The sequence below is a fragment of the Saccharopolyspora sp. NPDC050642 genome, from assembly GCF_040654735.1.
GTDB lineage: Bacteria > Actinomycetota > Actinomycetes > Mycobacteriales > Pseudonocardiaceae > Saccharopolyspora > Saccharopolyspora elongata.
This window is the reverse complement of record NZ_JBFAIN010000003.1, coordinates 96696-122449: the sequence shown is the minus strand read 5'-3', so window position 1 is coordinate 122449 and position 25754 is coordinate 96696. Positions and strand designations below refer to the sequence as shown.

The window sequence follows — 25754 nt, the reverse complement described above, 5'->3', positions numbered from 1 at the left end:
TATGGCAACCGAAAGTGCACACGGTTCCTCATGGCTGCCAGGCCGGGTTGCGGCCGGTGAGGCCGACGAGCTTGTCCAGCGGCGTCGCGCCAGTCGGGACCTCGACGGCCGGGCCGAACGGGCTGTCGGGGCTGGGCTCCTCGGTTGCCCACGCGGACACGAACTCCAGGGCCGACGCCAGCGACGCGGCGTCGCACCGGAACTGCTGCCCGGTGGCCTTCGCGATGTCCCAGCCGTGCACCACCAGCTCGTTCATCGCGACGGCGCCCGCGACCGAACCGGGCAACTGGATGCCGCCGGCCTGCGTCATGCCGTCCCAGGCCGCCGGGTCGCGCCACACCTCGGCCATCGCGGTCAGCTGGGCGGGGATGCGGGTGCGCCAGTCGTCGGGAAGCCGGGTGGCGTCCCCGGACGGTCCTCCGCCGGTCTGCGAGAAGTCCTTCGCGGCTGCCGCGGTGAACGCCAGCGACAGGCCGCCGACGTGGTCGATCAGGTCGCCGAGGGCGTACTCGGTGCACGGCGTGGGCGCACCGAGCTGGTCGTCGGCAACGTTCCCCAGCAGGGTCGCCAGGTGCTCGGCGGCCGGCCGGAGGTCGGGCAGGTCGGTCATTTCGCGGCTCCTTCGCAGTCCGTTCTGGTGGGGTAGACCGCTCCGGCGGCCGATTCTCATCGGTGGGCCCGCCCGCTGCCCGGGGTGCGCCGCGGAGTTACGGTACCGGTCGGTATCGAGCACCACGGGAGCTAACGCATGGGGGACCAACCGCGCAGGGTGAAGTACGTGCTGATCCTGGGCGCGCTGTCCGCGTTCGGCCCGCTGTCGATCGACATGTACCTGCCCGCCTTTCCGACGATCGCCGGCGATCTGCAAGCCGGGCCGTCGCAGGTGCAGCTGTCGCTGACGGCGTGCACGGTCGGCCTGGCCCTGGGGCAGCTCGTCGCCGGGCCGCTGTCGGACACCTTCGGCCGCCGCCGGCCGCTGCTGATCGGGCTGGTGGTGTTCACCTTGGCGTCGCTGCTGTGCGCGCTCGCGCCGTCCGCGTACGCGTTGGCCGGGCTGCGGTTGGTGCAGGGCCTCGGCGGTGCCGCCGGAATCGTCATCGCCCGCGCCGTGGTGCGGGACCTGTACTCGGGCGTGGCGATGGCGCGGTTCTTCTCGCTGCTCATGCTGGTCAACGGGCTGGCGCCGATCCTGGCACCGCTGATCGGCGGGCAGATGCTGCGGGTGACGTCGTGGCGCGGCGTGTTCCTGGTGCTCGGCATGATCGGGGTGGTGCTGCTGGTGGCGACCGCGTTCGGGGTGCGGGAGACGCTGCCCGGCGAGTCGCGGCGGCCCGGCAGCCTGGGCAGCACGTTGCGGACCTTCGGAAGCCTGCTCGGCGACCGGGCGTTCGTCGGGTATTCGCTGTCCGCGGCGCTGGCGTTCGCGGCGATGTTCGCCTACATCGCCGGTTCGTCGTTCGTGCTGCAGGACGTCTACGGCATGTCGCCCCAGCTGTTCAGCCTGGTGTTCGGCGTGAACTCGCTGGGCATCGTGCTCTTCGGGCAGCTCAACGGGCGGCTGGTGGCCCGGGTCGACCCGAGCCGGCTGCTGGCCATCGGGCTCGGCGTCAACGCGGTCGGCGGCGTCGCGGTGGCGGCCTCTGCCGCGTTCGGTCTGGGCCTGCCGGGGTTGCTGCCGGCGCTCTTCCTGGTGGCGTCGAGCATGGGCGTGGTGTTCCCCAACGCCACGACCCTGGCGCTGTCCGGGCACCCCGAGACGGCCGGGAGCGCATCGGCGCTGCTGGGCGTCATGCAGTTCCTGGCCGGTGGCCTCGCGGCGCCGCTGGTGGGTTCGGCGGGCACCGGCACGGCACTGCCGATGGGTGTGGTGATGGGGGCCCTGTCGCTGTCCGCGGTCGTGGTCTACCTCGCGCTGACCGGCCGCGCCCGCGCCGAGGCGCGGGCAGGCGACCGCGTGGAGCCCCAGACGTCCAAGCGCTGATCAGCTGGACCGGGCGAGCAGGGCCTCGGCCAGGTCCGTCCGGCTGTAGAGCACGTAGCGCCCCTCCCGCCGCACCGAGACGAGCCCGGCGTCGCGGAGTGCGGTCAGGTGCTGGGAGGCGTTCCCGGCGGACATCCGGGTCCGGCGGGAGAGCTCCGTGGTCGACCTCGGGGCGGACAGTTCGGCCAGCAGCAGGGCCCTGGATCTGCCGATGACCGCGGCAAGCGCGTCGGGCGCGGTGCGCGGCTTCGGGGTCCAGAGCTCGGCGATGCCGCGCGACGGGTAGCGCAGCGCCGCCGGCCACAACGGCTCCAGCTTCGAGAAGACCGTGGGCCAGACGAACGTCGACGGCACCAGCACGAGGCCCCGGCCGTCCAGGGCGTGCGTGCCGACGAAGTACCGGTGCGTCACCTGCAGGCCGTCGTCGTGCCAGCGGACCCGGGGGCTGAGCTCGTTGAGCAGCCGCGTGGTGCCGCCCTCCACCAGCAGGGCGCCGCGATGCCGGACGTCCTGGTCCAGCAGGTCGAGCATCTCCGGCCACCACGGCCGGATCGCCCGGTCCCAGTAGCTCTCGATCACCTCAGCCAGCCGGTGCAGTTCGCGGGCCGGGTCGGCGTGCAGCCGGCGGACGGGAGCCGACGCGGGGCGACCGGCGTTCTCGATCATCGTCCGGACCGAATGCGGCGGCACCGCCCGCAGCGCTTCGAGCTCCTCGGCCAGGGTCGGCCGCGAGGTGGTCGGGGTCGGCGCGAGGAATCCGGGCAGGTACTTGGTCGGGGTCGGCACCAGGTCGAACAGCAGCGACAGGTCGGCGGTGCTGCGCTGCAGCCGCCGCTCGGCCTCGGCCCGCCACGAGCCGTGCAGCGGGTGCCGGCCGGGCTCCTTCAGGACCCGCACGCTGGCCGCGACCTCCCACAACGGGGAGAACGCGAACCGGACGCGGGCGAGGTCACCGGCGGACATCGTCATCCTGAGCACCCGATGCCTCCCGGTGGTGGATTCGGCCCAGTCTAAATTCGTGGTCACCCGGCAGGGGGAGAAGCATGGTTGCCGGGTGATCAACGACCGAACCACCGATCCCGACCGGTTGCCCGGAGATTTCCGGCTGCTGTTCGCCGCCGTCGGCGGCAGCGACCTCGGCACCCAGATCAGCTTCGTCGCGCTGCCGCTGACCGCCGTCCTCGCGCTCGGCGCGGGCCCGGCGCAGGTCGGGGCGGTCGGCGCCCTCAGCACCATCGCGTTCCTGCTGGTCGGGCTGCCCGCCGGGGCCTGGGTGGACCGGCTGCCCCGCCGCGCGGTGATGATCACCACGGATGTGGTGCGCGCCGTGGTGTACGCCTCGATCCCCGCGGCGTGGCTGCTGGGCGCGCTGACGATGCCACAGCTGTACGCGGTCGCGTTGCTCGGCGGGATCGCGACCGTGTTCTCCGAAGTGGCCGCCCAGAGCTTCCTGCCCGAAGTCGTGGGGCGGGCGCAGCTGGTGCGGGCCAACGCCCGGTTGATGGGGATGCGCGGGGTGAACCAGATCGTCGGCCGGAGCGTCGGCGGATTGCTGGTGTCGGTGCTCACCGCGCCGGTGACGATCGCGTTCGACGCGATCAGCTACGCGTGCGCGGCCGTCGCCATCGGGCGGATCCGGGGCGCGCGCGTGACCGCACCGGTGCCGCGAGCGTCGCGGGTGTGGCCGGACGTCGCGGCGGGGGTGCGCCACGTGCTCGGCAACCGGTTGTTGCGGCCCATGGCGATCGAAGGCGCATTGACGAACTTCGCCACGACGCTGACCCTCACGATCCTGCCGGTCCTGTTCGTCCGGGAACTCGGGATCAGCGAGTGGGGCCTGGGCTTGTTCCTCGCCATCGGCGGCTGCGGTGCGCTGGCCGGGGCGATCGGCGCGCGTGCGCTCGGCGAGCGGTTCGGGCACGGCCGGATGCTGTGGATCACCGGGGCGGTCGCCAGCTGCGCCGGGTGCTTCGTGCCGCTGCTCGGCAGCGGCTCGTGGTTGTGGCCGGCGGCCGTGGCGTGGGCGCTGATCACCGCGAAGGCCGGCATCGGGAACGTGCTCGCGGTGAGCCTGCGGCAGGCCGTCACGCCGGATCGCCTCATGGGCCGGATGAACGCCACGTTCCGGTTCCTGCTGACCGGCGCGCTGGCCGTCGGATCCGTGCTGGCCGGGGTGCTCGGCGAACTCGTGGGCGTCCGCGCGGTGCTGTGGGTCTCGGCGGGCGTCTTCGCGGTGAGCTGGCTCGTCGTCTTCTGCTCGCCGCTGCGCTTCCTGCGAGAGCTGCCTGCGGAGCCGCGCGTTCCGGCACCTCGGTAACCAGTTGTAACCGACTTCTCGGTCGTGCTATAGGTATCTGGTGGTTACCAGTGAGGACAGCATCCTCAAGCGCGGGGATCTGACCGATCCGAACTGCCCGACCCGGCTGGTGCTGGACCGCATCGGGGACAAGTGGACGGTGCTGGTGGTGACGCTGCTGTCCGACGGCCCGATGCGCTTCACCCGGCTGCGCACCGGCATCGGCGGTGTCGCCCCGAAGGTGCTGACGCAGACGTTGCGCGCGATGGAGCGCGACGGACTGGTGATCCGGACCGCGTACCCGGAGGTGCCGCCGAGGGTGACCTACGAGCTGACCGACCTCGGGCATTCGCTGCGCGGGCCGGTGGAGGCGATCGCCGACTGGTCCGAGCGCAACGTCAACCGCATTCTCGCCGCCCGGGCCGCCGCCGACCAGGGGTGATCACACCGGCTGCGCCGCCCAGTCGAGGACCTCGCGGCAGGTGTCGATCAGCCGTTGCCGCAGGACCGCGGCCTCGGTGGCGAAATCGCGCTGCCGCCGGACGTAGTCGGCGCGGCCGTCGGGGGTTTCGACCGGAACCGGCTCGTAGCCGAGTTCGTGCAGGTCGTACGGGCTGGCGCGCATGTCCAGTTCGCGCACCCGCACGGCCAGCTCGAAGCAGTCGGCGACCAGTTCGGCGGGCACGAACGGTTCGAGCTTGTAGCTCCACTTGAACAGGTCCATGTTCGCGTGGAGGCAGCCCGGCTGTTCCAGGCGGACCTGGTCGGCGCGCTCGGGCTGCAGCGCGTTGAGCGGCCGGGCCTGCGGGGTGAAGAACCGGAACGCGTCGTGGTGCGTGCAGCTGATCGGCATCGATTCGACGACCTCGTCGGTGCCGCCGTGCCCGAGGCGCAGCGGCCACCCGGTGTGCCGGATCTCTTCCGGTCGCGTCCGGTAGACCATGGCCCACTCGTGCAGGCCGAAGCAGCCGAGCCGGGCCTTGCGGGAGGCCGTGGCGGTCAGCAGCCCGAGCACGAATTCGGTGCTGGCGCGGCGTTTCTCGGTCAGCGCGGCGGGATCGAGCGCGACGCCCTCCGGCGTCTCGGCGAAGCCCCGGCGGGCCAGGAACTCCTCGCCGCCCGCCAGCGCGACGCCGACGCCGGGCTGCCAGCGCTCCAGCCGGGCCGGGCGGAACGAGTAGTAGGTGAAGAGGAAGTCCAGCACCGGGTGCTTCCGGTGCTCGTGCTGGCGCCGGCGGTGCGGCTGCGTCCAGCGCGCGACCCGCTCCCGGTGGGCGGCCTGCCGGGAGCGCCAGTCCTGCTCAGACAGCACAATCATCGCCGGTCAGGGTAGTCGAGGCGGGTGCGGGGGCGGTCAGCGGCGGAAGAACTTGAACCAGTCGAGGTCCAGGAAGTCCCCGCCTCCGTCCGAGGCGAAGGACAGGTACACGTCCCGCTTGCCGGTCACGGGCTCCTGCAGGTCGACCGGCACCTCCTTCCACGCCTGGCCGTCGGCGGTCGTGGACGACACGTTGATCTTGCCGACGACCTTGCCCTTCGGACCGCCGAGCCGGACCTCGATCTTCGCCTTCACCCCGTCGTCGGCCCACGTCCGCAGCCGCGCGGAAACCTGGGTCGCAGGCGCGGAGCCGAAGTCGATGCCCCGGAACAGCACCCCGTCACCGTTGTCGATCGGCCCGATGAACCCGACCTGCCCCTCCTTGTCGGTGGCGACGCCACCGGACTCCGTCACGAAGGACTCCGCCTCGATCATGCGGTAGGCGGACGTGCCGAGATTCTGCCCGGACGTCGGCTCCAGCGGCGCCACGCCCGGGGCTCCACTCGGGCGTTCGGCGACTCCGGCGTAGAAACCGGCAACCCCGGCCGCGCCCGCGAGCAGCACCGCGAGCCCGCCCGCCACGACCGCCGCCCGGCGCCCGTTCCGGCTTTTCGGCGCGTTCACCGGCGCGGTGGGCAGGGTTTGCGACGAGGCGCTCGGGTGGGTGAGTGGGAGCGGCGCGGGCTCGGTGGCGTCGAGCAGGGCGTCGAACGGGGCCTCCCCGGAGTCGCGCGCCAGGTCCTGGAGGCGGCGGCGCACCTCGAGCAGCGGCATCCGCCGCTCCGGGTCCTTGATCATCAGGCCGCTGATGACCTCGCCGATCGGGCCGCTCTGGCGGTGCTGCGGCACCGGCCCGTGCACGATGGAGCTGACGGTGATCAGCGGGTCGCCGGAGGTGTCGTACGGAAGCCGGCCTTCGGCCGCCGCGAACAGCGTCGCGCCGAGGCTCCACAGGTCGGCCGACGGCCCCAGGGAGCGACCCATCGCGATCTCCGGCGCCAGGTAGGCGGGCGTGCCGACCAGGACGCCGGTGCGGGTGAGCGTCGATTCCGCGGCGTTGCGGGAGATGCCGAAGTCGGCGAGCTTGACCTGGCCATGCCGCCCCAGCAGCACGTTGCCGGGCTTGACGTCGCGGTGCACGATGCCCACCTGGTGCGCCGCCTGCAGGGCCGCGGCGACGCTGTCGACCAGCACGGCGAGTTGGTGCGGGTTCAGCGCCCCGTGCTTGTTGAGCACGCTCGACAGGCTCTGGGCCCGCACCAGCTCCATCACGACGAACGGCTGCTCGCCATCGCGCGCGACGTCGTAGAGCATCACGGCGTTGGGATGGCTGAGCACAGCCATCGAGCGCGCCTCGCGCAGGGCTCGTTCGCGCAGCTCGGCGGCTTCCTCTTCGGGGATGCCGGGGGACAACCGGAGCTCTTTGACCGCCACCGGCCGCTGCAGCAGCTCGTCGGTGCCGGACCAGACGTAACCCATCGCGCCGCGGCCGATGGTGCCCTCCAGCCGGTACCGGCCGCCGATGACACGGGGGGCGGTGCTGACCTGTTGATGGTGAGCCACGACCCGATCATCTCGCACACCGTGACCCTAATGGGTGATAAATCGGCCAATGGCCACGGTTGTCGAACCGCGTCTTCCGGGCCGCGGCGGCAGCCCGGAAGACGCGCGGCCGTCAGTGCACGTGGGTGGCGTCGCGGACGGTGCCCACGTATTCCTCGACGAGGTCCTCCATGGCGACGACGCCGACGGGTTCGCCCGAGGTGTCGACGGCCACGGCGAGGTGGCTCCCGGCCCGGCGCAGCGACGTCAGCGCCTCGTCGAGCAGGGCGCCCACCGGCACCGTCGGCAGCCGCCGGATGCGACCGGGCGCGATGGGGGTGGAGGGATCGTGCCCGGCCTGGTCCAGCACGTCCTTGACGTGCAAGTAGCCGCGCAGCGCACCGTCATCACCCCGCACCGGGAACCGGGAGAACCCGGTCTCGGTCACCACCCGCTCCACATCGCCCAGCGTCGGGCGCTGCGGCAGCGTCGTCAGGTCCGGCAGCGGCACGAGGACGTCGGCCACGGTGTGCTCCACCGACGACAGCGTCTGCGCCAGCCTGCGGTGCTCGGACTGCTCCAGCAGGCCTTCGCGGCGGGATTCCACCAGGAGCTCGGCGAGTTCCGCCGAGGTGTAGGCGGTGTCGAGTTCCTCCTTGGGCTCCACCCGCAGCAGCCGCAGCACGGCGTTGGCCAGCATGTTGAACACGGCGATCAGCGGCCGGGCCAGGGTGACGAACCCGACCAGCGGCGGCACCAGCCACAGCGCGAGCCGCTCGGGCTCGGCGATCGCCAGGTTCTTCGGCACCATCTCGCCGACGAGCACGTGCAGGACGACCACGATCGCCAGCGCGATCGCGAACGCCACGGCGTGCATGACCGGCTCGGGGACGCCGAGGGCGGCGAAGGGCACCTCCAGCTGGTGGGCGACGGCGGGTTCGCCCAGCCGCCCCAGGCCCAGCGAGCACAGCGTGATGCCCAGCTGGGCGCTGGTGAGCATCAGCGAGCCCTCCTGGCTCGCCTTGATCACGATCCTGGCCCGGCTCTTGCCCTGGGCCAGCAGCGCCTCCAGCCGGTCCCGGCGGGACGACAGCAACGAGAACTCCGCGCCCACGAAGAACGCGTTGAGCAGCAGCAGAACGACACCGAGGACGATCGCGAAACCGTCGCTCATCGGACTTCCTCCACGGCCTCGACGGGCGCCGGCTGTCGGGTGAGCCGCAGCTCGGCGATGCGGTGGCGGTCCATCCGCGTGACGGTCAGCTCCCATCCATCGGGGTCGAGGCGATCGCCGACCTCGGGGATGCGGCCCAGCCGGGCCAGCACGAAACCGGCGACGGTCTCGTAGTCCCCGTCGGGCACCGCGAACTCGGTGGCCTCGGCGAGCTCGTCCGGGCGCAGCCGCCCGGAGATGATCCAGGTGCCATCGCCAACGCGGCGCACGGCGGCGATCTCGCGGCGGTCGTGCTCGTCGCGGACGTCGCCGATGATCTCCTCGACGACGTCTTCCAGCGTCACGATGCCCGCGGTGCCGCCGTACTCGTCGACCACCACGGCGAGCTGGAGCCCGGATCCGCGCAGCCGGTTCAGCAGCGCGTCGCCGTCCAGCGTCTCCGGCACCGTCGGCACCGGCCGGGCCAGCGACCCCACCGGAGTCGTCGCACGGCGGGAGGCGGGCACGCCGAACGCCTGCTTGACGTGCACGACACCGTGCACCTCGTCCAGGTCGGCGCCGTGCACCGGGAAGCGGGAGAACCCGGTGCGGCGGGCGATGTCGAGCAGGTCCAGCACGCTTTCGCCGGCCGTCAGCGACTCGACGCGCACGCGCGGGGTCATCAGCTCCTCGGCGGTCCGGTCGCCGAAACGCAGCGACCGGTCCATCAGCTGGGCGGTCGCGGAGTCCAGCGTTCCGTGCTCGGCGCTGGAGCGCACGATCGAGCCGAGCTCGTCGGGCGAACGCGCCGACCGGAGTTCCTCCTGGGGCTCGATGCCGAAGCGGCGCACGACCCAGTTGGCGCTGTTGTTCATGGCGTCGATCAGCCAGCGGAAGACCTGCGAGAACCCGGCGTGGTAGCCGGAAACCGCGCGCGCGGTCGGCAACGGCCGGGCGATCGCGAGGTTCTTGGGCACCATCTCGCCGAAGACCATCGACAGCGTGGTGGCCAGCAGGATCGCCAGCGTCAGCGACACCGCTCCGGCGGCGTCGCCGGGCAGCCCAAGCGCGATCAGCGCCGGCCGGATCAGCTCACCGATCAAGGGCTCGGCGACATAACCCGTGATCAGGGTCGTCAGCGTGATCGCGACCTGAGCGCCGGAGAGCTGGAACGACAGCGTCCGGTGCGCCTTCTGCACGGCCCGCGCGCGCCGGTCGCCGACCTGGCGGACGTGCGCGTCCACCGTGCTGCGTTCCAGGGAGGTCAGCGAGAACTCCGCGGCGACCGCCAATCCGGTGCCCAGCGTGAGGATGCCGACGAAAACGAGGCCGAGAACGGCCAGCAGGATCTCCATCACCGATCACCCCGGGCGGGGAAACCGGCCATCAGATTCGGAAAGCCGGGACTATGTCCCGGCTCGGTACTGCCCTCGGGGGATTGTGCCGCAGGCACTGAAGACGTCACTCCTAGACAGAAATTCGGAAAAATACGACGCCAGTATACGGGGTCCGGACCGGTCCGGCCGCGCGAACATCATCACGATCGTCCGAGCAGGGCCAGGAGCTTGGCCTGCTCATCGGCGTCGGCGGCCACCGGGCGCGGCGGGGCGAAGATCCCCATGTCCGCCCAGGCCGGGATCTGCGGCGCGAACACGATGTGCACCGCGGACACCAGCGCCGGGTCCAGCCGGTCGTCGGCGCCGATGCCGCGGGCCAGGTCCCAGGCGTGCACCGCCAGGTCCAGCGTCATCTGCCAGCCGTAGTCCTGCGCCGGGATCACGCCGCCGGTCACGTTGACCTCGCCATCGGTCGCGCCCGGTTCGTCCCACGCCCGCCGGGCCGCCGCGGCGGCCTCCCGCCACGCGCCGACCGGGTCGGCGCCCAGGACGTCACCGTCGAAGCGGTCGCCGACCTCGTCCAAGGTGGCGCCGTCGAGCAGCCACGGCACCCACAGCTGCTCGGACACCAGGTGGCCGAGCAGGTCCCGGACGCTCCACCGCGTGCACGGCGTCGGCGCGTCCCACTGGTCGTCGCCGATGTGCCCCACCCTGGTGTCGAACTCGGCCATGGCCCTGCGGTGGGCGTCCAGCAGCTGCATGATTTCTCCCGATGAGCGTTGTGAAATCGGTCACGGGGCGCCCGGAGGTGACGGCGGAATCCCTGGCCGCGCGTCCAGTGTGGCTGGTCGGGGGCGCTCGTGGCATCCGCGGCGAGGCGGGTTTACGCCCCGGTGGTCTGGGCCACTGGGGCGAGACGTAACCTGCCGCAGGTTTCGTCGAGCGGCTACCGCCGCCAGGTCACACACGAGAGGACGTGATCGTGAGCACACCCACGGTTGCGGACGCACCGCAGAGGGGCTTCTTCGGCCACCCCCGCGGCTTGTCGACGCTGTTCTTCACCGAGATGTGGGAGCGGTTCTCCTACTACGGCATGCGGGCGATCCTCGGGTACTACCTGTACTTCGCGGTCGCCGAGGGCGGCCTGGGGATCCCCGAGTCGACGGCGCTGTCGGTGGTCGGCGTCTACGGCGCCTCCGTCTACATGACCGGCATCCTCGGCGGCTGGCTCGCCGACCGGGTCGTCGGCGCGCAACGTGCGGTGTTCTACGGCGGCTGCGTGATCATGCTCGGCCACATCAGCCTGGCCCTGCCCGGCGGCATCGCCACGGTGGTGCTCGGGCTCGTGCTGCTGGTGATCGGCACCGGGCTGCTGAAGCCGAACATCTCCGGCCTCGTCGGCGGGCTCTACGGCGAACACGACACGCGCCGCGACGCCGGGTTCTCGATCTACTACATGGGCATCAACCTCGGCGGGTTCCTGGCGCCGTTCGTCGTCGGCACCCTCGGCGAGAAGGTCAGCTGGCACGTCGGGTTCGGCGCGGCGGCCGTCGGCATGGCGATCGGCCTGATCCAGTACCAGTTCGGGCGCAAGAACCTGGGCTCGGCCGGGCTGGTTCCGGTCAACCCGCTGCCCGCCGGGCACAAGGGCCGCGTGCTGGGGCGCGCGATCGGCATCGGCCTGGTGTTCATCGCGGTCCTGGTCGGCCTGTCGGTGAGCGGCGTGATGGGCCTCGACGGCCTGGTCAACGTGATCAGCCTGATCTCCGCGGTGCTGCCGGTCATCTACTTCGCGGTGATGCTCTCCAGCAAGCAGATCACCAAGATCGAGCGCGACCGGCTGATCGCCTACATCCCGCTGTTCCTGGCGACCGCGCTGTTCTTCCTGCTCTTCGAGCAGCAGCCGAACTCGCTGGCCAACATCGCCGAGGCGGACACCGACCTGAACATCCTCGGGTTCGTGATCCCGGCGTCGTGGTTCCAGTCCATCAACTCGCTGGCGATCATCGTGCTGGCGCCGCTGATGGCGTTGCTGTGGACGAAGCTGGGGGAGCGGCAGCCGTCGACCCCGCAGAAGTTCGTCGGCGGCCTGTTCTTCGTCGGCGTCTCGTTCCTGTGGGTCGTGGTGTCGAAGTTCGTCGCCGGCGACGGCAAGCACCTGCCGATCATGCTCGCGCTGGTGTTCGTGATCATGACCTTCGGTGAGCTGATGCTCTCGCCGGTCGGCCTGTCGGCGAGCACCAAGCTGGCGCCGAAGGTCTTCGCCTCCCAGACCATGGGCCTGTACTTCCTGGCCCCGGCGATGGGGCAGGGCCTCGGCGCCCAGGTGGTGAAGCTGTACTCGGTGGACAACCAGCCGGTCTACTTCGGCATCGTCGGCGCGGCCACGATCGGCTGCGCGGTGCTCCTCCTGCTCGGCTCCAAGAGCATCAAGCGCTACATGCACGGCGTGAACTGATGTGAACGAGAAGAGGCCGGCCCCGGTGATCCCGGGGCCGGCCTCTTCTCAGCGCAGGTCGAGGGTGCGGGGTTTCTCCGGGGCCGCCGGGTCCGGGTTCGCGTGGCCCGCGACCGTGACGTTCCCGCTCGGCAGCACGCCCCGGACGAGGTAGTCGGTGCCGATCCGGTCCACCTCGGCGTTGCCGGCCATCGCCCACACGCCGTGCTTGCCCGCGTCCTTCTCGGTGACCAGCACCGACGACGGCAGCGACCGGTGCATCTCCACCGCGCCCGCGTACGGGGTCGCGACGTCGTGCTCCGAGTTGATCACCAGCATCGGCGGCAGCCCCTCGCCGGTGATCTTGAGCGGCTGCTGCCGGGGAGCGTGCCACACCCGGCAGGGCGCGACGGTCCAGCTGTTGTACCAGGCGGCCAGCGGGTAGTCGGCGGCCAGCTCTTCGGAGTCGCGCTCCCACTCGCTGCGGCGGGTCGGCCACGGGGCGTCCGCGCACTCCACGGCGTTGTAGATGGCGTTGCTGTTCTCCGCCGCCGCGTCCTTCGCCGACACCTGCGCGACGAGCTTGCGGTCGTCGCCGCGGAGGCGGAAGTCGGCGACCGCCTCGGCGAGGTCTTCCCAGTTGCTCTCGCTGTAGAGGGCGCCGAAGGTGATGTCGGTGAGCTCCGACGGCCCGAGCGCGCCGCGCGCCCCCTTGCGGAGCTCGGCCCGGACGCCGTCCCAGGCGGCCTGCACCTGGCCGCGGTCGGTACCGAGGTGGAACACCTGGTCGTGCTGGGCGATCCAGTCGAAGTAGCCGCCCAGCCGCCGCTGCCCGGCGATGTCCTGGTTGAGGTTGTTGCGGTACCAGACCTCGGAGGTGTCCGGGTTGACCGCGCTGTCCAGGACCATCCGGTCCACGCGCTCCGGGAACAGCCGGCCGTACACCGCGCCGAGGTAGGTGCCGTAGGAGTAGCCGAGGTAGCTGATCTTCTGCTCGCCGAGCGCGTCCCGGATGCGGTCCATGTCCTGGGCGTTGGTCGGCGTGTTCAGGTGCGGCAGGTACTTGCCGGCCCGCTGCGCGCACCCGTCGGCGTACTCCTGGGCGCGCTGCCAGTTCTGCTCGCGGGTCTGCGGCGAGTCCGGGTCGGGCAGCGGCTGCCGCCAGTAGGTGGCCGGGTCGACGCAGCTGATCGGGGTGCTGTGCGCGGAGTTGCGGGTGTCGAACCCGATCAGGTCGTAGGTGTCGAGCACCTCGGCGGGCAGCCGGCCGGCCAGCGTGCCGGCGAAGGCCACCCCCGGCCCGCCCGGGCCGCCGGGGTTGATCAGCAGCGAGCCGCGCCGGGCCTCGGGCTTGCGCGCCGGCGACTTCGCGATCAGCAGCTGCAGCTTCTCGCCGTTCGGCGCGGCGTAATCCAGCGGCACGTCGAGGTTGGCGCACTGCAGCTGCGGGTGGGGCTGGCTGATGTCCTGCGGGCACGCGCCGAACTGCAGGCCGGGCGCGGCCTGGGCGGCCGCTCCCGGCGCCGCGGTGCCGGCCAGCACCGCGGCCCCGGCGAGACCGAGCGCGATCGAACGCTTCACGGGCGTCTCCTCGTGGAGTGGAACCTGGTTCAGGGCGGAGCGTAATCGGTGGCCAGGTTCCACACCCGGCAGCGAAAGTCCGTGTCCCCCGGCCGATTCCGGTTCAGCCGGCCCGCAGGGCGGCGGCGACGCGCCCGACATCCGCCCCGGTGGTGCGCCAATTGCTGAAGGCCGCGCGCAGACCGGGCGTTCCCTTGTAGACGGTCGGGGTGAGGAACGCTTCCCCGGATCCGGCGACGGAGCGGGCGAGTGCGCCGACCCGCTCGGCGGTGGGATCGTCGGCGAGGGTGAAGCAGACGACGTTGAGGCGCACCGGTGCGAGCAGCCGCAGGTGCGGCATCCCGGCGATCCGGTCGCCGAGGTCGCGGGCCAGCGCGATGTCCCGCTCGACGATCTCGCGGTGCCCCTGCCGCCCGTAGGCGGCGAGCGTGAACCAGGCCGGCAGGGCGCGCAGGCGGCGCGAGTTCTCCGGCGTGAGGTGGACGAAGTCCGGGTCCTCGGTGATCCGGCCCAGGTACGCGGCCGCGTTCTGGAACACCCGGACCTGCAGGTCCCGGCGCCGGGTGAACTGGATCGCGCTGTCGTAGGGCACGTTGAGCCACTTGTGCAGGTCCGCGCACACCGAGTCGGCCTCGTCCAGGCCGGCGACCAGCTCGGCGTGCCGCGGGGACAGCCCGGCGAAGCCCCCGAAGGCGGCGTCGACGTGCAGCCAGAACGGGAAGCGCCGGCGCAGTTCGGCGATCGCCCTCAGGTCGTCGAAGTCCACGGTGTTGACCGTTCCCGCATTGGCCACCACGATCGCGGGCCGCCCGTCGAGCGCGGCGAGTTCCGCGGAAAGCCGATCGACGTCGACCGCCTCCCGCTCCGGCAACGTGGCCACCTCGCGAACGCAACCGCGGCCCAGGCCGAGCATCGAGAGTGCCTTGTAGACGCTGGAATGCGGACTGCCGGAAAGCACCGGGACGTTCCCGAGCGCTGCAACGCCGTCTTGCGCCACGGACACGCCGAGCTGCTCACCGACCCATTCGCGGCCGATCGCCAGCCCGACGAAGTTCGACATCGTCGCGCCGCTGACGAACGCGCCTTCGTGCGCCGCGCCGAGGCCGAACAGCTCGCGCAGCCAGCCGGTCGCTTCGCGTTCCAGGTCCAGCGCCGACGAGTCGCCGCCGGCAGCCGCGTTCTGGTCGAACGTGCTCGTCAGCCAGTCGCCTGCCACGGCAGCCGGGGTTGCGCCACCGGTCACGAACCCGAGGTAGCGGGGCCCCGCGCTGCCGGAGAAGCCCGGCGCCCAGCGGCTCTGGAACCGTTCTAGGGCGGCTTCGGCGCCGACGCCGGAATCGGGCAGCGACTCAGGATTCGGTGGTGCGGGCGGCACGGCGGTCGGCCGGTCCGCGATCCCGGACAGCGCCTCGACGGCGCATCGCCGGGCGATGTCGAGCAGCTCGGGCAGCCGGGCGAGGTCTTCGGAGAGCTTCGGGTGCAATGCGACATCCTTCGTGAGCGTTTGATCCGGTAAGAACCGGAAAACTCACTCACGACCGTAACGAAGCAGGCGCGCCGAGGCGCGGTCCAATCTGGATCGACTGGACTGCCCGGCAGCTCAAGCGGCGGGTTGCTTCTCGGGCGTGGCCGCGGGGAGTTCGCGGGCCAGGTCTTCGACGACCTGGGTCGTGCGATCCAGCCAGCGGATGGTGCGGTGCAGGGAAGTCGGGCCGTCGGTCAGCGATTCGGCGATGTCGTGCAGCGCGTCGGCCGTGCGGTGCGCCGAGGCGAGCGCCGCCTCGAAGCTGACCTGGGCCTCGTCGGTCAGCGACTCCACCGCGTCGGCCAGCGCCCACAGCAGCTCGGCCAGCCGGTTGCGGGTGTCCTCGTCGACCATGTCCACAGTGGAGGACAGCGCGACCGCCAGGTTGCGCACGTAGTAGGCGCAGCCGCTGAGCATCGCCACCGACCGCTGGACCTGGCTGCGCCGGGAGCGCAGCCGGTAGCTGGTCAGCGGCTTCGCGCTGGTGATCACGCGCTGCAGCCCGTCGTCGAGGTCGCGCATCGACTCCTGCAGCCCGGCGACCGTGCCGTGCTCGCTGATCTCGGTGCCGGTGCCGCGCAGGAAGTCCCGCAGCGTCAGCAGGAAGTCCTGGATGTTGGTGCGCACCAGGAAGCGCGTGCGGGTGGGCAGCACGAACACCGCCGCCAGCACGCCCGCCGCCGCGCCGACCGCGGTCTCCCACAGCCGCGTCTCCAGGACGGCCTCGTCGAAGGTGCCGAGCATCCCGTAGAGCGCGCCGAGCAAGGCGGTGATGAAGAACGTCATCACCGCGTACGAGTAGCCGGCGAAGTAGAAGCCCAGGAACACGCAGGTCAGGATCATGGCGATCTCGGCAGGGGTGTTGCCGGAGATCTGCGCGGCGACCAGGATGCCCGCGACCACGCCAAGCATGGTGCCCGCGGTGCGCTGCCACGCCCGCACCAGCAGCTCGCCGCGGCTGTTGGTGCTGATGAACACGACGAACGCGGTGATCACCGCCCAGTACCACCGGTTCGGCGAGACCAGCTGGCCCAGCATGATCGCCAGCGCGGTCGCGCAGGTCACCTGGATCGCCATCCGCAGCTCGGGCCGCCGCAACCCGGTCTCGTCATCCTCGGCCGGCTCCGGCTCGCCGGCCGGTTCCGGCGGCGCCTCCTCCCGGCGTTCCCCGCCGAGCTCGCCGGTCGCGTCGGCCAGCTCCGCGAGCCCGACGCCGAGCCGCCGCACCGCCATCGCGATCTCCACCGAGCCCTGCTGCTCGATCCCCTCGGCGACCAGCCGCGTGGCCTCCCGGACCTCCCGCGGCTCGGTGTTGAGCACCGCGAGCAGCGCGGTGATCGCGTGCGGCACGGTGGCGCCGCCGCTGGGATGGTCGACGAGCCGCATCAGCGGGGTGAGCAGATTCTCGGCCGCGAGTTCGACGTCGAGGATGCGCTGCCGGAGCAGCTCGCGGCCGGCCTCGTCGAGGTCGTCGAGCTGGCCGACGGTGTTCTCCAGCATCAGCGAGGTCTCGTTGAGCCGCACCGAGCGGTTGTGCAGTTCGCGTCGCCGCTGCGTCGAATCCGGGTGCTCGGCGACGTCGCGCGCCGCGTGCAGGAGCCCGTGCACCTGGGCGCGCAGCGTGTGGCGGCCGCGTTCGAGCACGCCTTCGGGATCGTCCCGCAGCACGAGGAACCGCATCGCGAACGCGGCCAGCGCCCCGACCACCGCCGCCGCGATCAGCGCGGGGAGCTGCGGCAGCTGGGGGCGCAGGAACATCGCGAAGAAGTAGCCCATGAACGCGACCATCCCCAGCGGGAAGAACCGCGGCCCGAACCGGCGGATGTAGGTGGCGGTGAAGATCACCACGAGGAACAGCAGGCTGTGCGGCAGCGGCCACGGCGAGGTGAGGATCGACAGCAGCAGCGCGAGCACCGCGGGCAGCGGCATCAGCAGGTTGGTGATCTTCTGCTGCCGCCGGTCCGGGTCGTTGATGCCGAGCGAGGAGTTGATCGCCACCACCGCGGCCAGCATGGCCAGCGGCAGCGGCTGCCCCCACCACGCCAGCAGCGGCAGCACCACCACGAGCGAGAGCGCGACCGACAGCGTCACCCGGGCAGCGGTGCGCAGGCGGCGCAGCGCCGGGTCCGAGGCGAGGAAGCGGTTCCACCACTCGCTCCACATGCGCCGCGCGCTCCTTCGGGGTGTGCGCCGAGCCGGATGGTCCTGCTGGGGCTCGGCCGTTCGCGGTAGCGAGATTACCCGGGCGGGCCGCGCGGGTCAGCTACCGCGGTGGCGGCGGACGCTCTCCTCGACGACGTCCAGCACCGCGGGGAGGTGTTCCGCGGGCAGGCCCATCGCCAGGTGGGACACGAGTCCCTCCAGCACCAGCTCCAGGTAGGCGGTCAGCACGTCGACGTCGACGTCGTCGCGGAGGTTGCCGGCGTCGCGCTGCCACTTCAGCCGGGCTCGGGTGGCGGCGGTCAGCTGCTCGGAGCGCTGCGCCCAGCGCGCCCGGAACTCCTCGTCCGTGCGCAGCCGGCGCGACACCTCCAGGCGGGTGCCCAGCCAGTCCGCGCCGGGCGCGCTGCTGGCGCCGCCGGCGGGCTCGGCGAGCAGGTCGCGCATCACCTGCACCAGGCCCTGCTCGGCCACCACGTCGGCCATCCGGGTCGCGTCGTCCTCGGCCAGCGCGAGGAACAGCGACTCCTTGTCCTTGAAGTGGTGGAAGATCGCACCCCGGGACAGGCCGGTCGCTTCTTCCAGCCGCCGCACGGTGGCGCCTTCGTAGCCGAAGCGCGCGAAGCACGACCGGGAGCCGTCGAGGATTTGACGGCGCCGGGCGTCGAGGTGGTCTTGGCTGACCCGAGGCATGCTCTGATCGTCCCAGGTGCGGTCGCCACATTGCAATCCGTACGTACGTTTTGCTGCGCATGTCCCAACCGATGGGCGACCTCCGACCATATGGTCGCCGGGACCGGCGGAACCGTTACCCGCGTGGCGGTCGAGATCCGGGAAAAGCGGGTGGGGGAACGGGTTTCCCGTTTCGCTAGTACCAGTTCTCCGGATCAAGAACAAGGGTCGCGGGCGTCAGGGGGGAGCGGTAGCGTCGGTAACCGGCCAATTACAGGGGGTGATCAAATTGCCCACTACGACCGACCCCGCCGCCGCCGACTTCCCGGCCTCCCGGGTCCGCACCAGGGCCGAGGCAGAGGCCTACGTCGCGTCGGTGTGCTTCAAGCACGGTCCGCCGCGACTGCTGGGCATCGAACTCGAATGGACCGTGCACCACTCCGACGACCCGGGCCGAACGCTCGACGCCGCGACTCTGATCGCCGCGCTCGGCCCGCACGCCCCGCGCTCCCTGGTCCCGGACAGCCCGCACCGCGAACTGCCCAACGGCTCGGTGCTCACCGTCGAACCCGGCGGCCAGGTCGAGATCTCCAGTCTTCCCACCACGTCCATGCGGTCGCTGTTCAGCGTCGTCGCCACCGACGCCGAGTACGTCGAGCGCCGGCTGCGCGCCGCCGGCCTGGTGCTCGGCGAGCAGGGCACCGACCCGTGGCGGTACCCGAACCGGATCCTGCGGGTGCCGCGCTACGCCGCGATGGAAACCGCATTCGACCGCATCGGCCTGGACGGCCGGTTGATGATGTGCAGCACCGCAGGCGTGCAGGTCTGCCTCGACGCCGGCGAACCGGACCGGGTGGCCGCTCGCTGGGCGGCGCTGCACGCGCTGGGGCCGGTGATGATGGCGACGTTCGCGAATTCGCCGATGCTCTTCGGCGAACGCACCGGCTGGGTGTCCACCCGCACCCGTGCGCTGCTGCGCACCGATCCGCCGCGCACCCGGCCCGGCCCGATCACCGTCGACCCGGCGACCAGCTGGGCCAAGCGGGTGCTCGACACCGCGATCGTGTGCCTGCGCCGCGACGGCGGGGACTGGACTGCGCCCAGCGGCATCAGCTTCGCGGAGTGGATCCACGGCGCGCTGCCGCACCCGCCCACCCGCGACGACCTCGACTACCACCTGTCCACGGTTTTCCCGCCGGTCCGGCCGCGCGGCTACTTCGAGGTCCGCTACCTCGACGCGCAGCCCGGCCAGGACTGGATGCTGCCCGCGGGCGCGCTGATCGCGCTGTTCCGCGACGAATCCACTGTGGACAAGGTGCTGGCGATGACGTCCCCGGCGGTCGGCCGGTGGGTGCAGGCCGCCCGGCACGGGCTGCTGGACCCGGCGTTGGCGCGCAGCGCCCGCGACGTGTTCGAGCTGGCGTGCCGGCACCTGGAGGAGGAGCCGGACAGCCCGGCCGGACTGGCCGGGCGGCTGGCCGACTTCGTGGCGCGACGGCTCGCCGCGCCCGCCGACCGCTGACGAAACCGGAGGTGACCGGTGGAAAGCACGCAAGATCTGGTGGATCTGGGGATCGCCGACCTGCGCGCGCACGTGGCCGCGGAACTCGCGCGCACCCGGCAGCGCAGCGCCGAGCTGACCGATTCGGTCGACGACGAGGACCTCGTGAAGCAGCATTCGCCGCTGATGTCGCCGCTGGTCTGGGACCTGGCGCACGTCGGCAGCCAGGAGGAGTTGTGGCTGGTGCGCGACGTCGGCGGCGCGCCGGCGATCCGCCCGGAGATCGACGACCTCTACGACGCGTTCCAGCACGCCAGGGCCGACCGCCCGCAGCTGCCGCTGCTGGGCCCGGCCGAGGCGCGCGAGTACGTCGCAACGGTGCGCTCGAAGGTCTTCGACCTGGTCGACCGCGTCCCGCTGGAGGGGCGGCGGCTGGTCCAGCAGGCGTTCGCCTTCGGCATGATCGTGCAGCACGAGCAGCAGCACGACGAGACGATGCTGGCCACCCACCAGCTGCGGGACGGGCCACCGGCCCTCGCGGCCGAGCCGCCACCGTCCGATGTGGACGTGCTGCCGCCCGAGGTGTTCGTGCCCGGCGGGCCGTTCACCATGGGCACCTCCGCGGAACCCTGGGCGCTGGACAACGAGCGCCCGGCGCACCAGGTCCACGTCGACGACTTCTACCTCGACAGCACCCCGGTCACCAACGGCGCGTACCTGGCGTTCATCGACGCCGGCGGCTACGACGACCCGCGCTGGTGGAGCGACGCGGGCTGGGCGCACCGGCAGCGGGCCGGCCTGCGGGCGCCGCGATTCTGGTGGCTGGAGGGCGACCGGTGGCTGCGCCGCCGGTTCGGCCACGTCGAGCCGGTGCCGCCGGAGGAGCCGGTGGTGCACGTCAGCTTCCACGAGGCCGAGGCGTACGCGGCGTGGGCGGGCAAGCGGCTGCCCACCGAGGCCGAGTGGGAGAAGGCCGCGCGGTTCGACCCCGCGAGCGGCCGGTCCCGGCGGTATCCGTGGGGCGACGCCGACCCGCGTCCCGAGCACGCCAACCTGGGGCAGCGGCACCTGCGACCGGCGCCCGCCGGGGCGTATCCGGACGGGGCGGCGCCGTGCGGCGCGCGGCAGCTCATCGGCGACGTCTGGGAGTGGACGTCGACGGACTTCTCGCCGTACCCGGGATTCTCGGCGTTCCCGTACCGCGAGTACTCCGAGGTGTTCTTCGGGCCCGACTACAAAGTGCTGCGCGGCGGCTCGTTCGGCACCGACGCCACTGCGTGCCGCGGCACCTTCCGGAACTGGGACTACCCGATCCGGCGGCAGATCTTCGCCGGATTCCGGTGCGCCCGGACGCCCCGACGAGGGGAGTGCGACTGACCGATGTGCCGGCACGTGGGATACCTGGGGCCAGCCGTGTCGCTGGCGGAACTGCTGCTCGAACCGGCCCATTCGCTGCTGGAGCAGACGTGGGCGCCCAACGACATGCGCGGCGGCGGCACGATCAACGTCGACGGCTTCGGCGTCGGCTGGTACCGGCCGGACGGCGCGGTCGCCCGCTACCGGGCCGCCGTTCCGATGTGGACGGACGAATCGTTCCGGCAGATGGCCGCGGACGTGCGCAGCGGCGCGGTGGTCGCGGCGGTCCGCTCGGCGACCGTCGGCATGCCGGTGACGCCAGGCGCATGCGCGCCGTTCACCGATGGCACCTGGCTGTTCAGCCACAACGGCCGGGTCACCGGCTGGCCGGATTCGCTGGCGAAGCTCGCCGCCCGGCTGGAGGTCGTGGACCTGCTGACGCTGGAGGCGGCCACCGACTCGGCGCTGCTGTGGGCGCTGCTGCGGCAGCGGCTGGCCGACGGCGAGGAGCCGGACCGGGCGGTGCGGGAGCTGGTGTGCGAGATCGTCGCCGCCGCACCGGATTCGCGGCTGAACCTGCTGCTCTCCGACGGTGCCCGGCTGATCGCCACCACCTGGACGCACGCGCTGTGGGTGCGCCGGGCGGAGGCGTCGGTGGCGGTGGCGTCGGAGCCGTTCGGCCCGGAAGCCGGGTGGGTGGAGGTCCCGGACCGGTGCCTGCTCGTCGCGGACACCGCGGATGCGCGGGTGACGTCGTTGTCGGAGTTGTCGATGGGGGAGCGATGAGCGAGCCGGAACTTCTCGTCCGATTCACCGAGGAAGACGCGGCCCGGGCGCTGCGCACCGATGCCCGCGAGGGACTGACGGACAGCCCGAAGTGGTTGTCGCCCAAGTGGTTCTACGACGCGGCGGGCAGCGACCTCTTCGAGCGGATCACGACCCTGCCGGAGTACTACCAGACCCGCGCCGAGCAGCAGATCCTGCAGCGGCGCGCGCTGGAGATCGCCGAGATCACCGGCGCGGCCACCCTGGTCGAGCTCGGGTCCGGGTCGTCGGAGAAGACCAGGCTGCTGCTGGACGCGCTGCGCAAGACCGAAACCCTGGAGCGGTTCGTGCCGCTGGACGTGTCCGGGTCGGCGCTGCGCGCCGCCGTGGAGTCCATCGCGCTGGACTACCCGGAAGTCCGGGTGCGCGGCGTCGTCGACGACTTCACCAGCGGCGTGTCCGCGCTGGACGCGGGGGCGGGCCGGCTGGTCGCGTTCCTGGGCGGCACGATCGGGAACCTGTTGCCGGCCGAGCGCGCGGGTTTCTTCGCCGCGGTGCGCGCGGCGCTGCGGCCGGGTGAGTGGCTGCTGCTGGGCACCGACCTCGTGAAGGATCCGGGGCGGCTGGTGCGTGCCTACGACGACGCGCAGGGCGTGACCGCGGAGTTCAACCGCAACGTGCTGCGGGTGCTCAACCGGGAACTCGGCGCCGACTTCGCGCCCGAGCGGTTCCGGCACGTGGCCCTGTGGAACGCCGAGCAGGAGTGGATCGAGATGCGACTGCGGGCCGGTCGGCCGATGCACGTCCAGCTGCCGGAGCTCGGCCTGGGCGTGGACTTCGCCGAGGGAGAGGAGATCCGCACCGAGATCTCGGCGAAGTTCCGGCACGGCAGGGTTCGCGACGAGCTGGCGGTGGCCGGATTCGACCTGCGCCACTGGTGGCTGGACGACGCCGAGGACTTCGCGCTGTCGCTGGCCGCGGCGCGGTAGAGCCGATCGGTGAATCAGGCGGTGATCACCCCACCGGCGGGTGATCGCGGTGGCGCGCGCGGGCGGGATCACGAGTATTGCGGTGTCAGCGTCCGATTTTCCCAGAAAGGGACGGTTTCGATGCGTCTACGCGCAACTGTCGCCGCCGCACTCGGTGCGGCCGGTCTGCTGCTGTCGCTGCCCGGTTCTGCGCTCGCCGCGGACGGCGAATTCAGCTACTGGGTCGAGGGGGCCAACGCGTACCACCAGCGCGCGCTCCTCGACCCGGCCGGGCGGCTCTGCCACCGGCTCGAACTGCCGAACCCGGGAGCCCCGGCCTACGGGGTGCGCAACAACACCGACGCAACGGCGATCGTCTTCCTGGACTCGAACTGCTCCAGCGACGTGTACTACTACGTCCTGCGGCCGGGGCAGCAGGCCCCGCGCGACGTCGCGGTGCGTTCCGTGACCTTCTCGCGCTGATCGTCGCAGCCGACCGCACCCGCCCGGCCTCCGGGCGGGTGCGGTTCTGCTATCCGGAGCCGAGTCGCGGTCTCGCCGGGCCGCCGGGGGCGCTGAGACAGCCCATGCACGGCATGCCGGACGGTTGCGCGGACACCTCGGCGACGTTCGCGGGGATCTCCACGCCGCAGTACGTGAGCCAGCGCTCCGGGATGCCGGCCTCGGGGGCGACGGCGAGGTGTGCTTGGCGGCTGGCTTCGCTGACGATCCCGAAGGCGAAGCGGACCACCACGGTGCGGGTCATGACGGGATTCCGTTGAGCCGCTCGGCCGCCTGAAGACAGTCCGGGCAGGTCGGCCACAGCCAGTCCAGTTCGGTGCGCCCGGCCGTGGAAACGGTCCGTTCGCAAAGTGCGTTGATGGATTCCCCGTCCCGATGGCGCTGCCCGCCCGGCAGCGCTCCCGCGACGGCGTGCCGCTGCTGCTCGGCAGGTTGCCAGTGGTGCTTCGGTCGAAACATCTTCCCCACCTCCGCGGACGGGACTGGCACGCAGGGGACGCGTGACGCCCGGTGGATGGGCAATGACCCGTTCGGCCCAATGTCCTCCTGCGGCAATGATCGACCATTCACCCGAACGGCGGGCGAACCGGGGTCGGCGTGCACGCACAGTGGTCAAATCGGGTGCGGCCGACGGCGGCGCTCCCGCCAGGTGCAGGCGTCCGGCCCGGTCTTCCGCAATTTCAATGGAAATCGGACCTTCGATTTCCATTGAAATTGCGGCACCGGGCACCGGGCACCGGGCACCGGGCACCGGCGCCCGGGGTCGGGCAGTGGGGTCTGTTTGATTGCGTCGGTGAGGGCCGTCGGGACCGTCATGATCGGTTTGGGGGCCGTTGGCGCCGGGGGTGCTTCGTTTCGCGGGGAGGGGCGCGGGCTCCGATCGCGGTGCGGGGAACGGCGAAGGCCGGTTTTCGGTGCTGTGGCGGCGAATCGGGCTTTGGGCCGGCCGCGCACCGACAGCCACTGGGGGGAGGTGCCGTCAGTGCGCGGCCAGCGGCCCAAGGCTACACCCGGCGCCGCGGTGTCCTTCTCCGGCGGGCGCGAACTTGTGGCTGGGACTGGGAAAGCGGCCGGATCGCGCCGCTTCGGGGCAGGAACAGCAGGGCGGCCGCTCCGGCGAGTAGCGCGCAGACGGCGGCCGTCAGGGCGCCCAGGTGTAGCCCCTCGGCGAGCAGCCGTGCGCTGACGTCGAAGGCCGGTTGCCGGAGGTCGATCGGGAGCCGGTCGATGATCGACAGATCTCCGCTGGACAGCGGGTCGATCGCGGCCGCCGGGAGCGCCGGCAGCCGGGCGGGCAGTTCCGCCCGCAGGTGCGAGACGAGCAGCGTGCCGCAGACCGCGACGCCGAACACGCTGCCCAGCTGCCGGAAGGTGTTGGAAATTCCCGATGCGGCACCGGCTTGCTCGGGCGGAACCGCGCTCAGCAGCGCCACGGTGGCGGGCGCGCCGACCAGCGAGACCCCGGCGCCGAGCAGCGCGAGCGCCCACCAGTACTGCCCGTATCCGGTGCCGACGCCGAGCCCGGTCAGGGCCAACAGGCCGATGGCGGTCAGCGCAGAACCGGCGACGATCGGCGGCCGCGGCCCCAGCTTCGCGGCCAGCACGCTGGCCAGGTACGAGAAGATCATGATCGCCAGGTTCAGCGCCAGGAACCGCAGTCCGGCCGCAGCCGCGCTGAGCCGGTTCACCTGCTGCAGGTAGAGCGTCAGCAGGAAGATGCCGCCGTAGAGGCCGAGCAGGCCGAACAGGTTGACCGCCCCGGCGACCAGCACCACCGGGCTGCGGAACAGCCGGATCGGCACCATCGGGTCGGGATGCCGCAGCTCCCAGCGCACGAAGACGACGAACCCCGCTGCGGCGCCCACGAGCGCGGCCACGACGGGCGTGGCCGTCCAGTCGCGCCCGCCTTCGATCAGCGCGTAGGTGAGCGTGGCGATCGACGCGGCGAAGAGCAGCTGTCCCAGCGGATCGAGCGAACGAGTCCCTTGTGGACGGTGTGTCGGGAGGAGGTGTCGGAGGGCGAGCGCGGCGGCGACGCCGACCGGGATGTTCACCCAGAAGATGCTCGGCCAGCCGAAGGCTTCGACCAGCACGCCGCCGAGCAGCGGCCCGACCGCGAGTGCCAGCCCGCCGATGCCGGCCCAGGTGCCGATGGCCTTCGCGCGCGCTCGTGGATCCGGGAACACCGTGCTGATCAGCGCCAACGACACCGGGATGAGCACGGATCCCGCGGCGCCCTGCAGGATTCGTGCCGCCAGCAATGCCTCGAAGGTCGGCGCGAGCGCGCAGAGCGCGGAGACGGCGGTGAACGCGACGAGCCCGCCGAGGAAGAGCCGCCGGTGGCCGAAGCGGTCGCCGAGGGTGCCCGCGGTGAGCAGCAGCCCGGCGAGCATGAGCGTGTAGCCGGCGACGATCCACTGCAGATCGCCGACGCCGACGCCGAGGTGCGCCTGCACGTCCGGTAGGGCGATGGCCACGATCGTCGCGTCGAGCTGGACCAGGAAGACGCCGCTGCTGATCAGCGCCAGCAGCAGTCGTGGATGACGTTCGGGGACAGGGGAATTCGGCATTCGGGAGAACCTCGCGGAGTGATCGGACGGCGCGAGCGCGCCGCCGCGAACGCTAACTGAATGACGCTCA

Annotated in this window: 23 protein-coding genes; 9 read left to right on the top strand and 14 right to left on the bottom strand. The window is 71.8% G+C overall.

The window, feature by feature from the left end:
• Window positions 1-28: 28 nt before the first annotated feature.
• Window positions 29-610, bottom strand: a complete 582-nt coding sequence (locus AB0H93_RS07285) for a TIGR03086 family metal-binding protein (protein WP_358568839.1) — start codon at window positions 608-610, stop codon at window positions 29-31.
• A 138-nt stretch (window positions 611-748) separates the two neighbouring features.
• Between AB0H93_RS07285 and AB0H93_RS07280 the strand changes: the two genes are divergently transcribed.
• The gene (locus AB0H93_RS07280) at window positions 749-1981 is read left to right on the top strand and encodes a Bcr/CflA family multidrug efflux MFS transporter (protein WP_358568836.1); all 1233 of its coding nucleotides are present in this window, start codon (window positions 749-751) and stop codon (window positions 1979-1981) included.
• Here AB0H93_RS07280 and AB0H93_RS07275 read toward each other — a convergent pair whose 3' ends face one another.
• Window positions 1982-2944 carry a DUF5937 family protein gene (locus AB0H93_RS07275; RefSeq protein ID WP_358568833.1) on the bottom strand — a complete coding sequence of 321 codons (963 nt, stop codon included), beginning with the start codon at window positions 2942-2944 and terminating at the stop codon, window positions 1982-1984. It abuts the gene before it with no gap.
• A 91-nt stretch (window positions 2945-3035) separates the two neighbouring features.
• Here AB0H93_RS07275 and AB0H93_RS07270 point away from each other — a divergent pair, with 91 nt between their 5' ends.
• Together AB0H93_RS07270 and AB0H93_RS07265 are read left to right on the top strand one after the other, a co-directional pair.
• Entirely contained in the window at window positions 3036-4298 is a 1263-nt protein-coding gene (locus AB0H93_RS07270; RefSeq protein WP_358568830.1) for an MFS transporter, read from the top strand.
• 40 nt (window positions 4299-4338) lie between these two features.
• Window positions 4339-4719 carry a helix-turn-helix domain-containing protein gene (locus tag AB0H93_RS07265; RefSeq protein ID WP_358568827.1) on the top strand — a complete coding sequence of 127 codons (381 nt, stop codon included), beginning with the start codon at window positions 4339-4341 and terminating at the stop codon, window positions 4717-4719.
• Here the strand turns inward: AB0H93_RS07265 and AB0H93_RS07260 are convergent, their stop codons facing one another.
• From AB0H93_RS07260 to AB0H93_RS07240, 5 genes are all read right to left on the bottom strand, one after another.
• Window positions 4720-5595, bottom strand: coding sequence for a 3-methyladenine DNA glycosylase (locus AB0H93_RS07260; RefSeq protein ID WP_358568824.1), 876 nt, complete (start codon window positions 5593-5595; stop codon window positions 4720-4722). It abuts the gene before it with no gap.
• Between the two features lie 36 nt (window positions 5596-5631).
• The gene (locus AB0H93_RS07255) at window positions 5632-7158 is read right to left on the bottom strand and encodes a protein kinase (protein ID WP_358568821.1); all 1527 of its coding nucleotides are present in this window, start codon (window positions 7156-7158) and stop codon (window positions 5632-5634) included.
• A gap of 112 nt (window positions 7159-7270) precedes the next feature.
• Window positions 7271-8311, bottom strand: coding sequence for a hemolysin family protein (locus AB0H93_RS07250; protein WP_358568818.1), 1041 nt, complete (start codon window positions 8309-8311; stop codon window positions 7271-7273).
• Complete coding sequence (locus tag AB0H93_RS07245) at window positions 8308-9645, bottom strand: hemolysin family protein (RefSeq protein WP_358568815.1); 1338 nt, start codon at window positions 9643-9645, stop codon at window positions 8308-8310. The genes AB0H93_RS07250 and AB0H93_RS07245 overlap by 4 nt, the downstream gene beginning before the upstream one ends.
• Window positions 9646-9827: 182 nt before the next feature.
• Window positions 9828-10388, bottom strand: a complete 561-nt coding sequence (locus AB0H93_RS07240) for a TIGR03086 family metal-binding protein (RefSeq protein WP_358568812.1) — start codon at window positions 10386-10388, stop codon at window positions 9828-9830.
• Between the two features lie 221 nt (window positions 10389-10609).
• Between AB0H93_RS07240 and AB0H93_RS07235 the strand changes: the two genes are divergently transcribed.
• The gene (locus AB0H93_RS07235) at window positions 10610-12085 is read left to right on the top strand and encodes a peptide MFS transporter (protein ID WP_358568809.1); all 1476 of its coding nucleotides are present in this window, start codon (window positions 10610-10612) and stop codon (window positions 12083-12085) included.
• Window positions 12086-12133: 48 nt separating this feature from the next.
• On the opposite strand, the gene AB0H93_RS07230 is transcribed toward AB0H93_RS07235, so the two are convergent.
• The 4 genes from AB0H93_RS07230 to AB0H93_RS07215 all read right to left on the bottom strand — a co-directional run bounded on the left by AB0H93_RS07230 (window position 12134) and on the right by AB0H93_RS07215 (window position 18023).
• Window positions 12134-13645, bottom strand: coding sequence for an alpha/beta hydrolase (locus AB0H93_RS07230; protein WP_358568806.1), 1512 nt, complete (start codon window positions 13643-13645; stop codon window positions 12134-12136).
• A gap of 103 nt (window positions 13646-13748) precedes the next feature.
• The gene (locus AB0H93_RS07225) at window positions 13749-15128 is read right to left on the bottom strand and encodes a pyridoxal-dependent decarboxylase (protein WP_358568803.1); all 1380 of its coding nucleotides are present in this window, start codon (window positions 15126-15128) and stop codon (window positions 13749-13751) included.
• Window positions 15129-15245: 117 nt separating this feature from the next.
• Window positions 15246-17333: an FUSC family protein gene (locus tag AB0H93_RS07220; protein WP_358568800.1), complete on the bottom strand. Its 2088-nt coding sequence runs from the start codon at window positions 17331-17333 to the stop codon at window positions 15246-15248.
• A 96-nt stretch (window positions 17334-17429) separates the two neighbouring features.
• The gene (locus tag AB0H93_RS07215; RefSeq protein ID WP_358568797.1) at window positions 17430-18023 is read right to left on the bottom strand and encodes a helix-turn-helix domain-containing protein; all 594 of its coding nucleotides are present in this window, start codon (window positions 18021-18023) and stop codon (window positions 17430-17432) included.
• 268 nt (window positions 18024-18291) lie between these two features.
• On the opposite strand from AB0H93_RS07215, the gene egtA reads away from it, so the two are divergent.
• The 5 genes from egtA to AB0H93_RS07190 all read left to right on the top strand — a co-directional run bounded on the left by egtA (window position 18292) and on the right by AB0H93_RS07190 (window position 23075).
• A complete protein-coding gene (egtA, locus tag AB0H93_RS07210; RefSeq protein ID WP_358568794.1) occupies window positions 18292-19524 on the top strand; it encodes an ergothioneine biosynthesis glutamate--cysteine ligase EgtA in 1233 nt (410 codons plus the stop codon).
• Window positions 19525-19542: 18 nt separating this feature from the next.
• Entirely contained in the window at window positions 19543-20880 is a 1338-nt protein-coding gene (gene egtB / locus AB0H93_RS07205) for an ergothioneine biosynthesis protein EgtB (RefSeq protein ID WP_358568791.1), read from the top strand.
• A 3-nt stretch (window positions 20881-20883) separates the two neighbouring features.
• A complete protein-coding gene (egtC, locus tag AB0H93_RS07200; protein WP_358568788.1) occupies window positions 20884-21645 on the top strand; it encodes an ergothioneine biosynthesis protein EgtC in 762 nt (253 codons plus the stop codon).
• Window positions 21642-22613 (top strand): L-histidine N(alpha)-methyltransferase, encoded by a 972-nt coding sequence (gene egtD / locus AB0H93_RS07195; protein WP_358568785.1) that lies wholly within the window; start codon window positions 21642-21644, stop codon window positions 22611-22613. The genes egtC and egtD overlap by 4 nt, the downstream gene beginning before the upstream one ends.
• A 120-nt stretch (window positions 22614-22733) precedes the next feature.
• Window positions 22734-23075: a hypothetical protein gene (locus tag AB0H93_RS07190; protein WP_358568782.1), complete on the top strand. Its 342-nt coding sequence runs from the start codon at window positions 22734-22736 to the stop codon at window positions 23073-23075.
• A 49-nt stretch (window positions 23076-23124) separates the two neighbouring features.
• Here AB0H93_RS07190 and AB0H93_RS07185 read toward each other — a convergent pair whose 3' ends face one another.
• The 3 genes from AB0H93_RS07185 to AB0H93_RS07175 form a co-directional block, all read right to left on the bottom strand.
• Window positions 23125-23358 (bottom strand): hypothetical protein, encoded by a 234-nt coding sequence (locus AB0H93_RS07185; RefSeq protein WP_358568779.1) that lies wholly within the window; start codon window positions 23356-23358, stop codon window positions 23125-23127.
• Complete coding sequence (locus AB0H93_RS07180) at window positions 23355-23573, bottom strand: zinc finger protein (protein WP_358568776.1); 219 nt, start codon at window positions 23571-23573, stop codon at window positions 23355-23357. Before AB0H93_RS07180 ends, AB0H93_RS07185 begins: the two co-directional genes overlap by 4 nt.
• A 545-nt stretch (window positions 23574-24118) precedes the next feature.
• Window positions 24119-25684 carry an MFS transporter gene (locus tag AB0H93_RS07175; RefSeq protein WP_358568773.1) on the bottom strand — a complete coding sequence of 522 codons (1566 nt, stop codon included), beginning with the start codon at window positions 25682-25684 and terminating at the stop codon, window positions 24119-24121.
• Window positions 25685-25754: the final 70 nt, after the last annotated feature.

Bases quoted from the DNA above. Each gene is read 5' to 3' on its own strand.
- AB0H93_RS07245 (WP_358568815.1), bottom strand. From the start codon at position 9,645: ATGGAGATCCTGCTGGCCGTTCTCGGCCTCGTTTTCGTCGGCATCCTC.
- AB0H93_RS07260 (WP_358568824.1), bottom strand. From the start codon at position 5,595: ATGATTGTGCTGTCTGAGCAGGACTGGCGCTCCCGGCAGGCCGCCCAC.
- AB0H93_RS07220 (WP_358568800.1), bottom strand. From the start codon at position 17,333: ATGTGGAGCGAGTGGTGGAACCGCTTCCTCGCCTCGGACCCGGCGCTG.
- egtD (WP_358568785.1), top strand. From the start codon at position 21,642: ATGAGCGAGCCGGAACTTCTCGTCCGATTCACCGAGGAAGACGCGGCC.
- AB0H93_RS07180 (WP_358568776.1), bottom strand. From the start codon at position 23,573: ATGTTTCGACCGAAGCACCACTGGCAACCTGCCGAGCAGCAGCGGCAC.
- AB0H93_RS07175 (WP_358568773.1), bottom strand. From the start codon at position 25,684: ATGCCGAATTCCCCTGTCCCCGAACGTCATCCACGACTGCTGCTGGCG.
- egtC (WP_358568788.1), top strand. From the start codon at position 20,884: ATGTGCCGGCACGTGGGATACCTGGGGCCAGCCGTGTCGCTGGCGGAA.
- AB0H93_RS07275 (WP_358568833.1), bottom strand. From the start codon at position 2,944: ATGTCCGCCGGTGACCTCGCCCGCGTCCGGTTCGCGTTCTCCCCGTTG.
- AB0H93_RS07280 (WP_358568836.1), top strand. From the start codon at position 749: ATGGGGGACCAACCGCGCAGGGTGAAGTACGTGCTGATCCTGGGCGCG.
- AB0H93_RS07285 (WP_358568839.1), bottom strand. From the start codon at position 610: ATGACCGACCTGCCCGACCTCCGGCCGGCCGCCGAGCACCTGGCGACC.
- AB0H93_RS07190 (WP_358568782.1), top strand. From the start codon at position 22,734: ATGCGTCTACGCGCAACTGTCGCCGCCGCACTCGGTGCGGCCGGTCTG.
- AB0H93_RS07215 (WP_358568797.1), bottom strand. From the start codon at position 18,023: ATGCCTCGGGTCAGCCAAGACCACCTCGACGCCCGGCGCCGTCAAATC.
- AB0H93_RS07250 (WP_358568818.1), bottom strand. From the start codon at position 8,311: ATGAGCGACGGTTTCGCGATCGTCCTCGGTGTCGTTCTGCTGCTGCTC.
- AB0H93_RS07185 (WP_358568779.1), bottom strand. From the start codon at position 23,358: ATGACCCGCACCGTGGTGGTCCGCTTCGCCTTCGGGATCGTCAGCGAA.
- AB0H93_RS07240 (WP_358568812.1), bottom strand. From the start codon at position 10,388: ATGCAGCTGCTGGACGCCCACCGCAGGGCCATGGCCGAGTTCGACACC.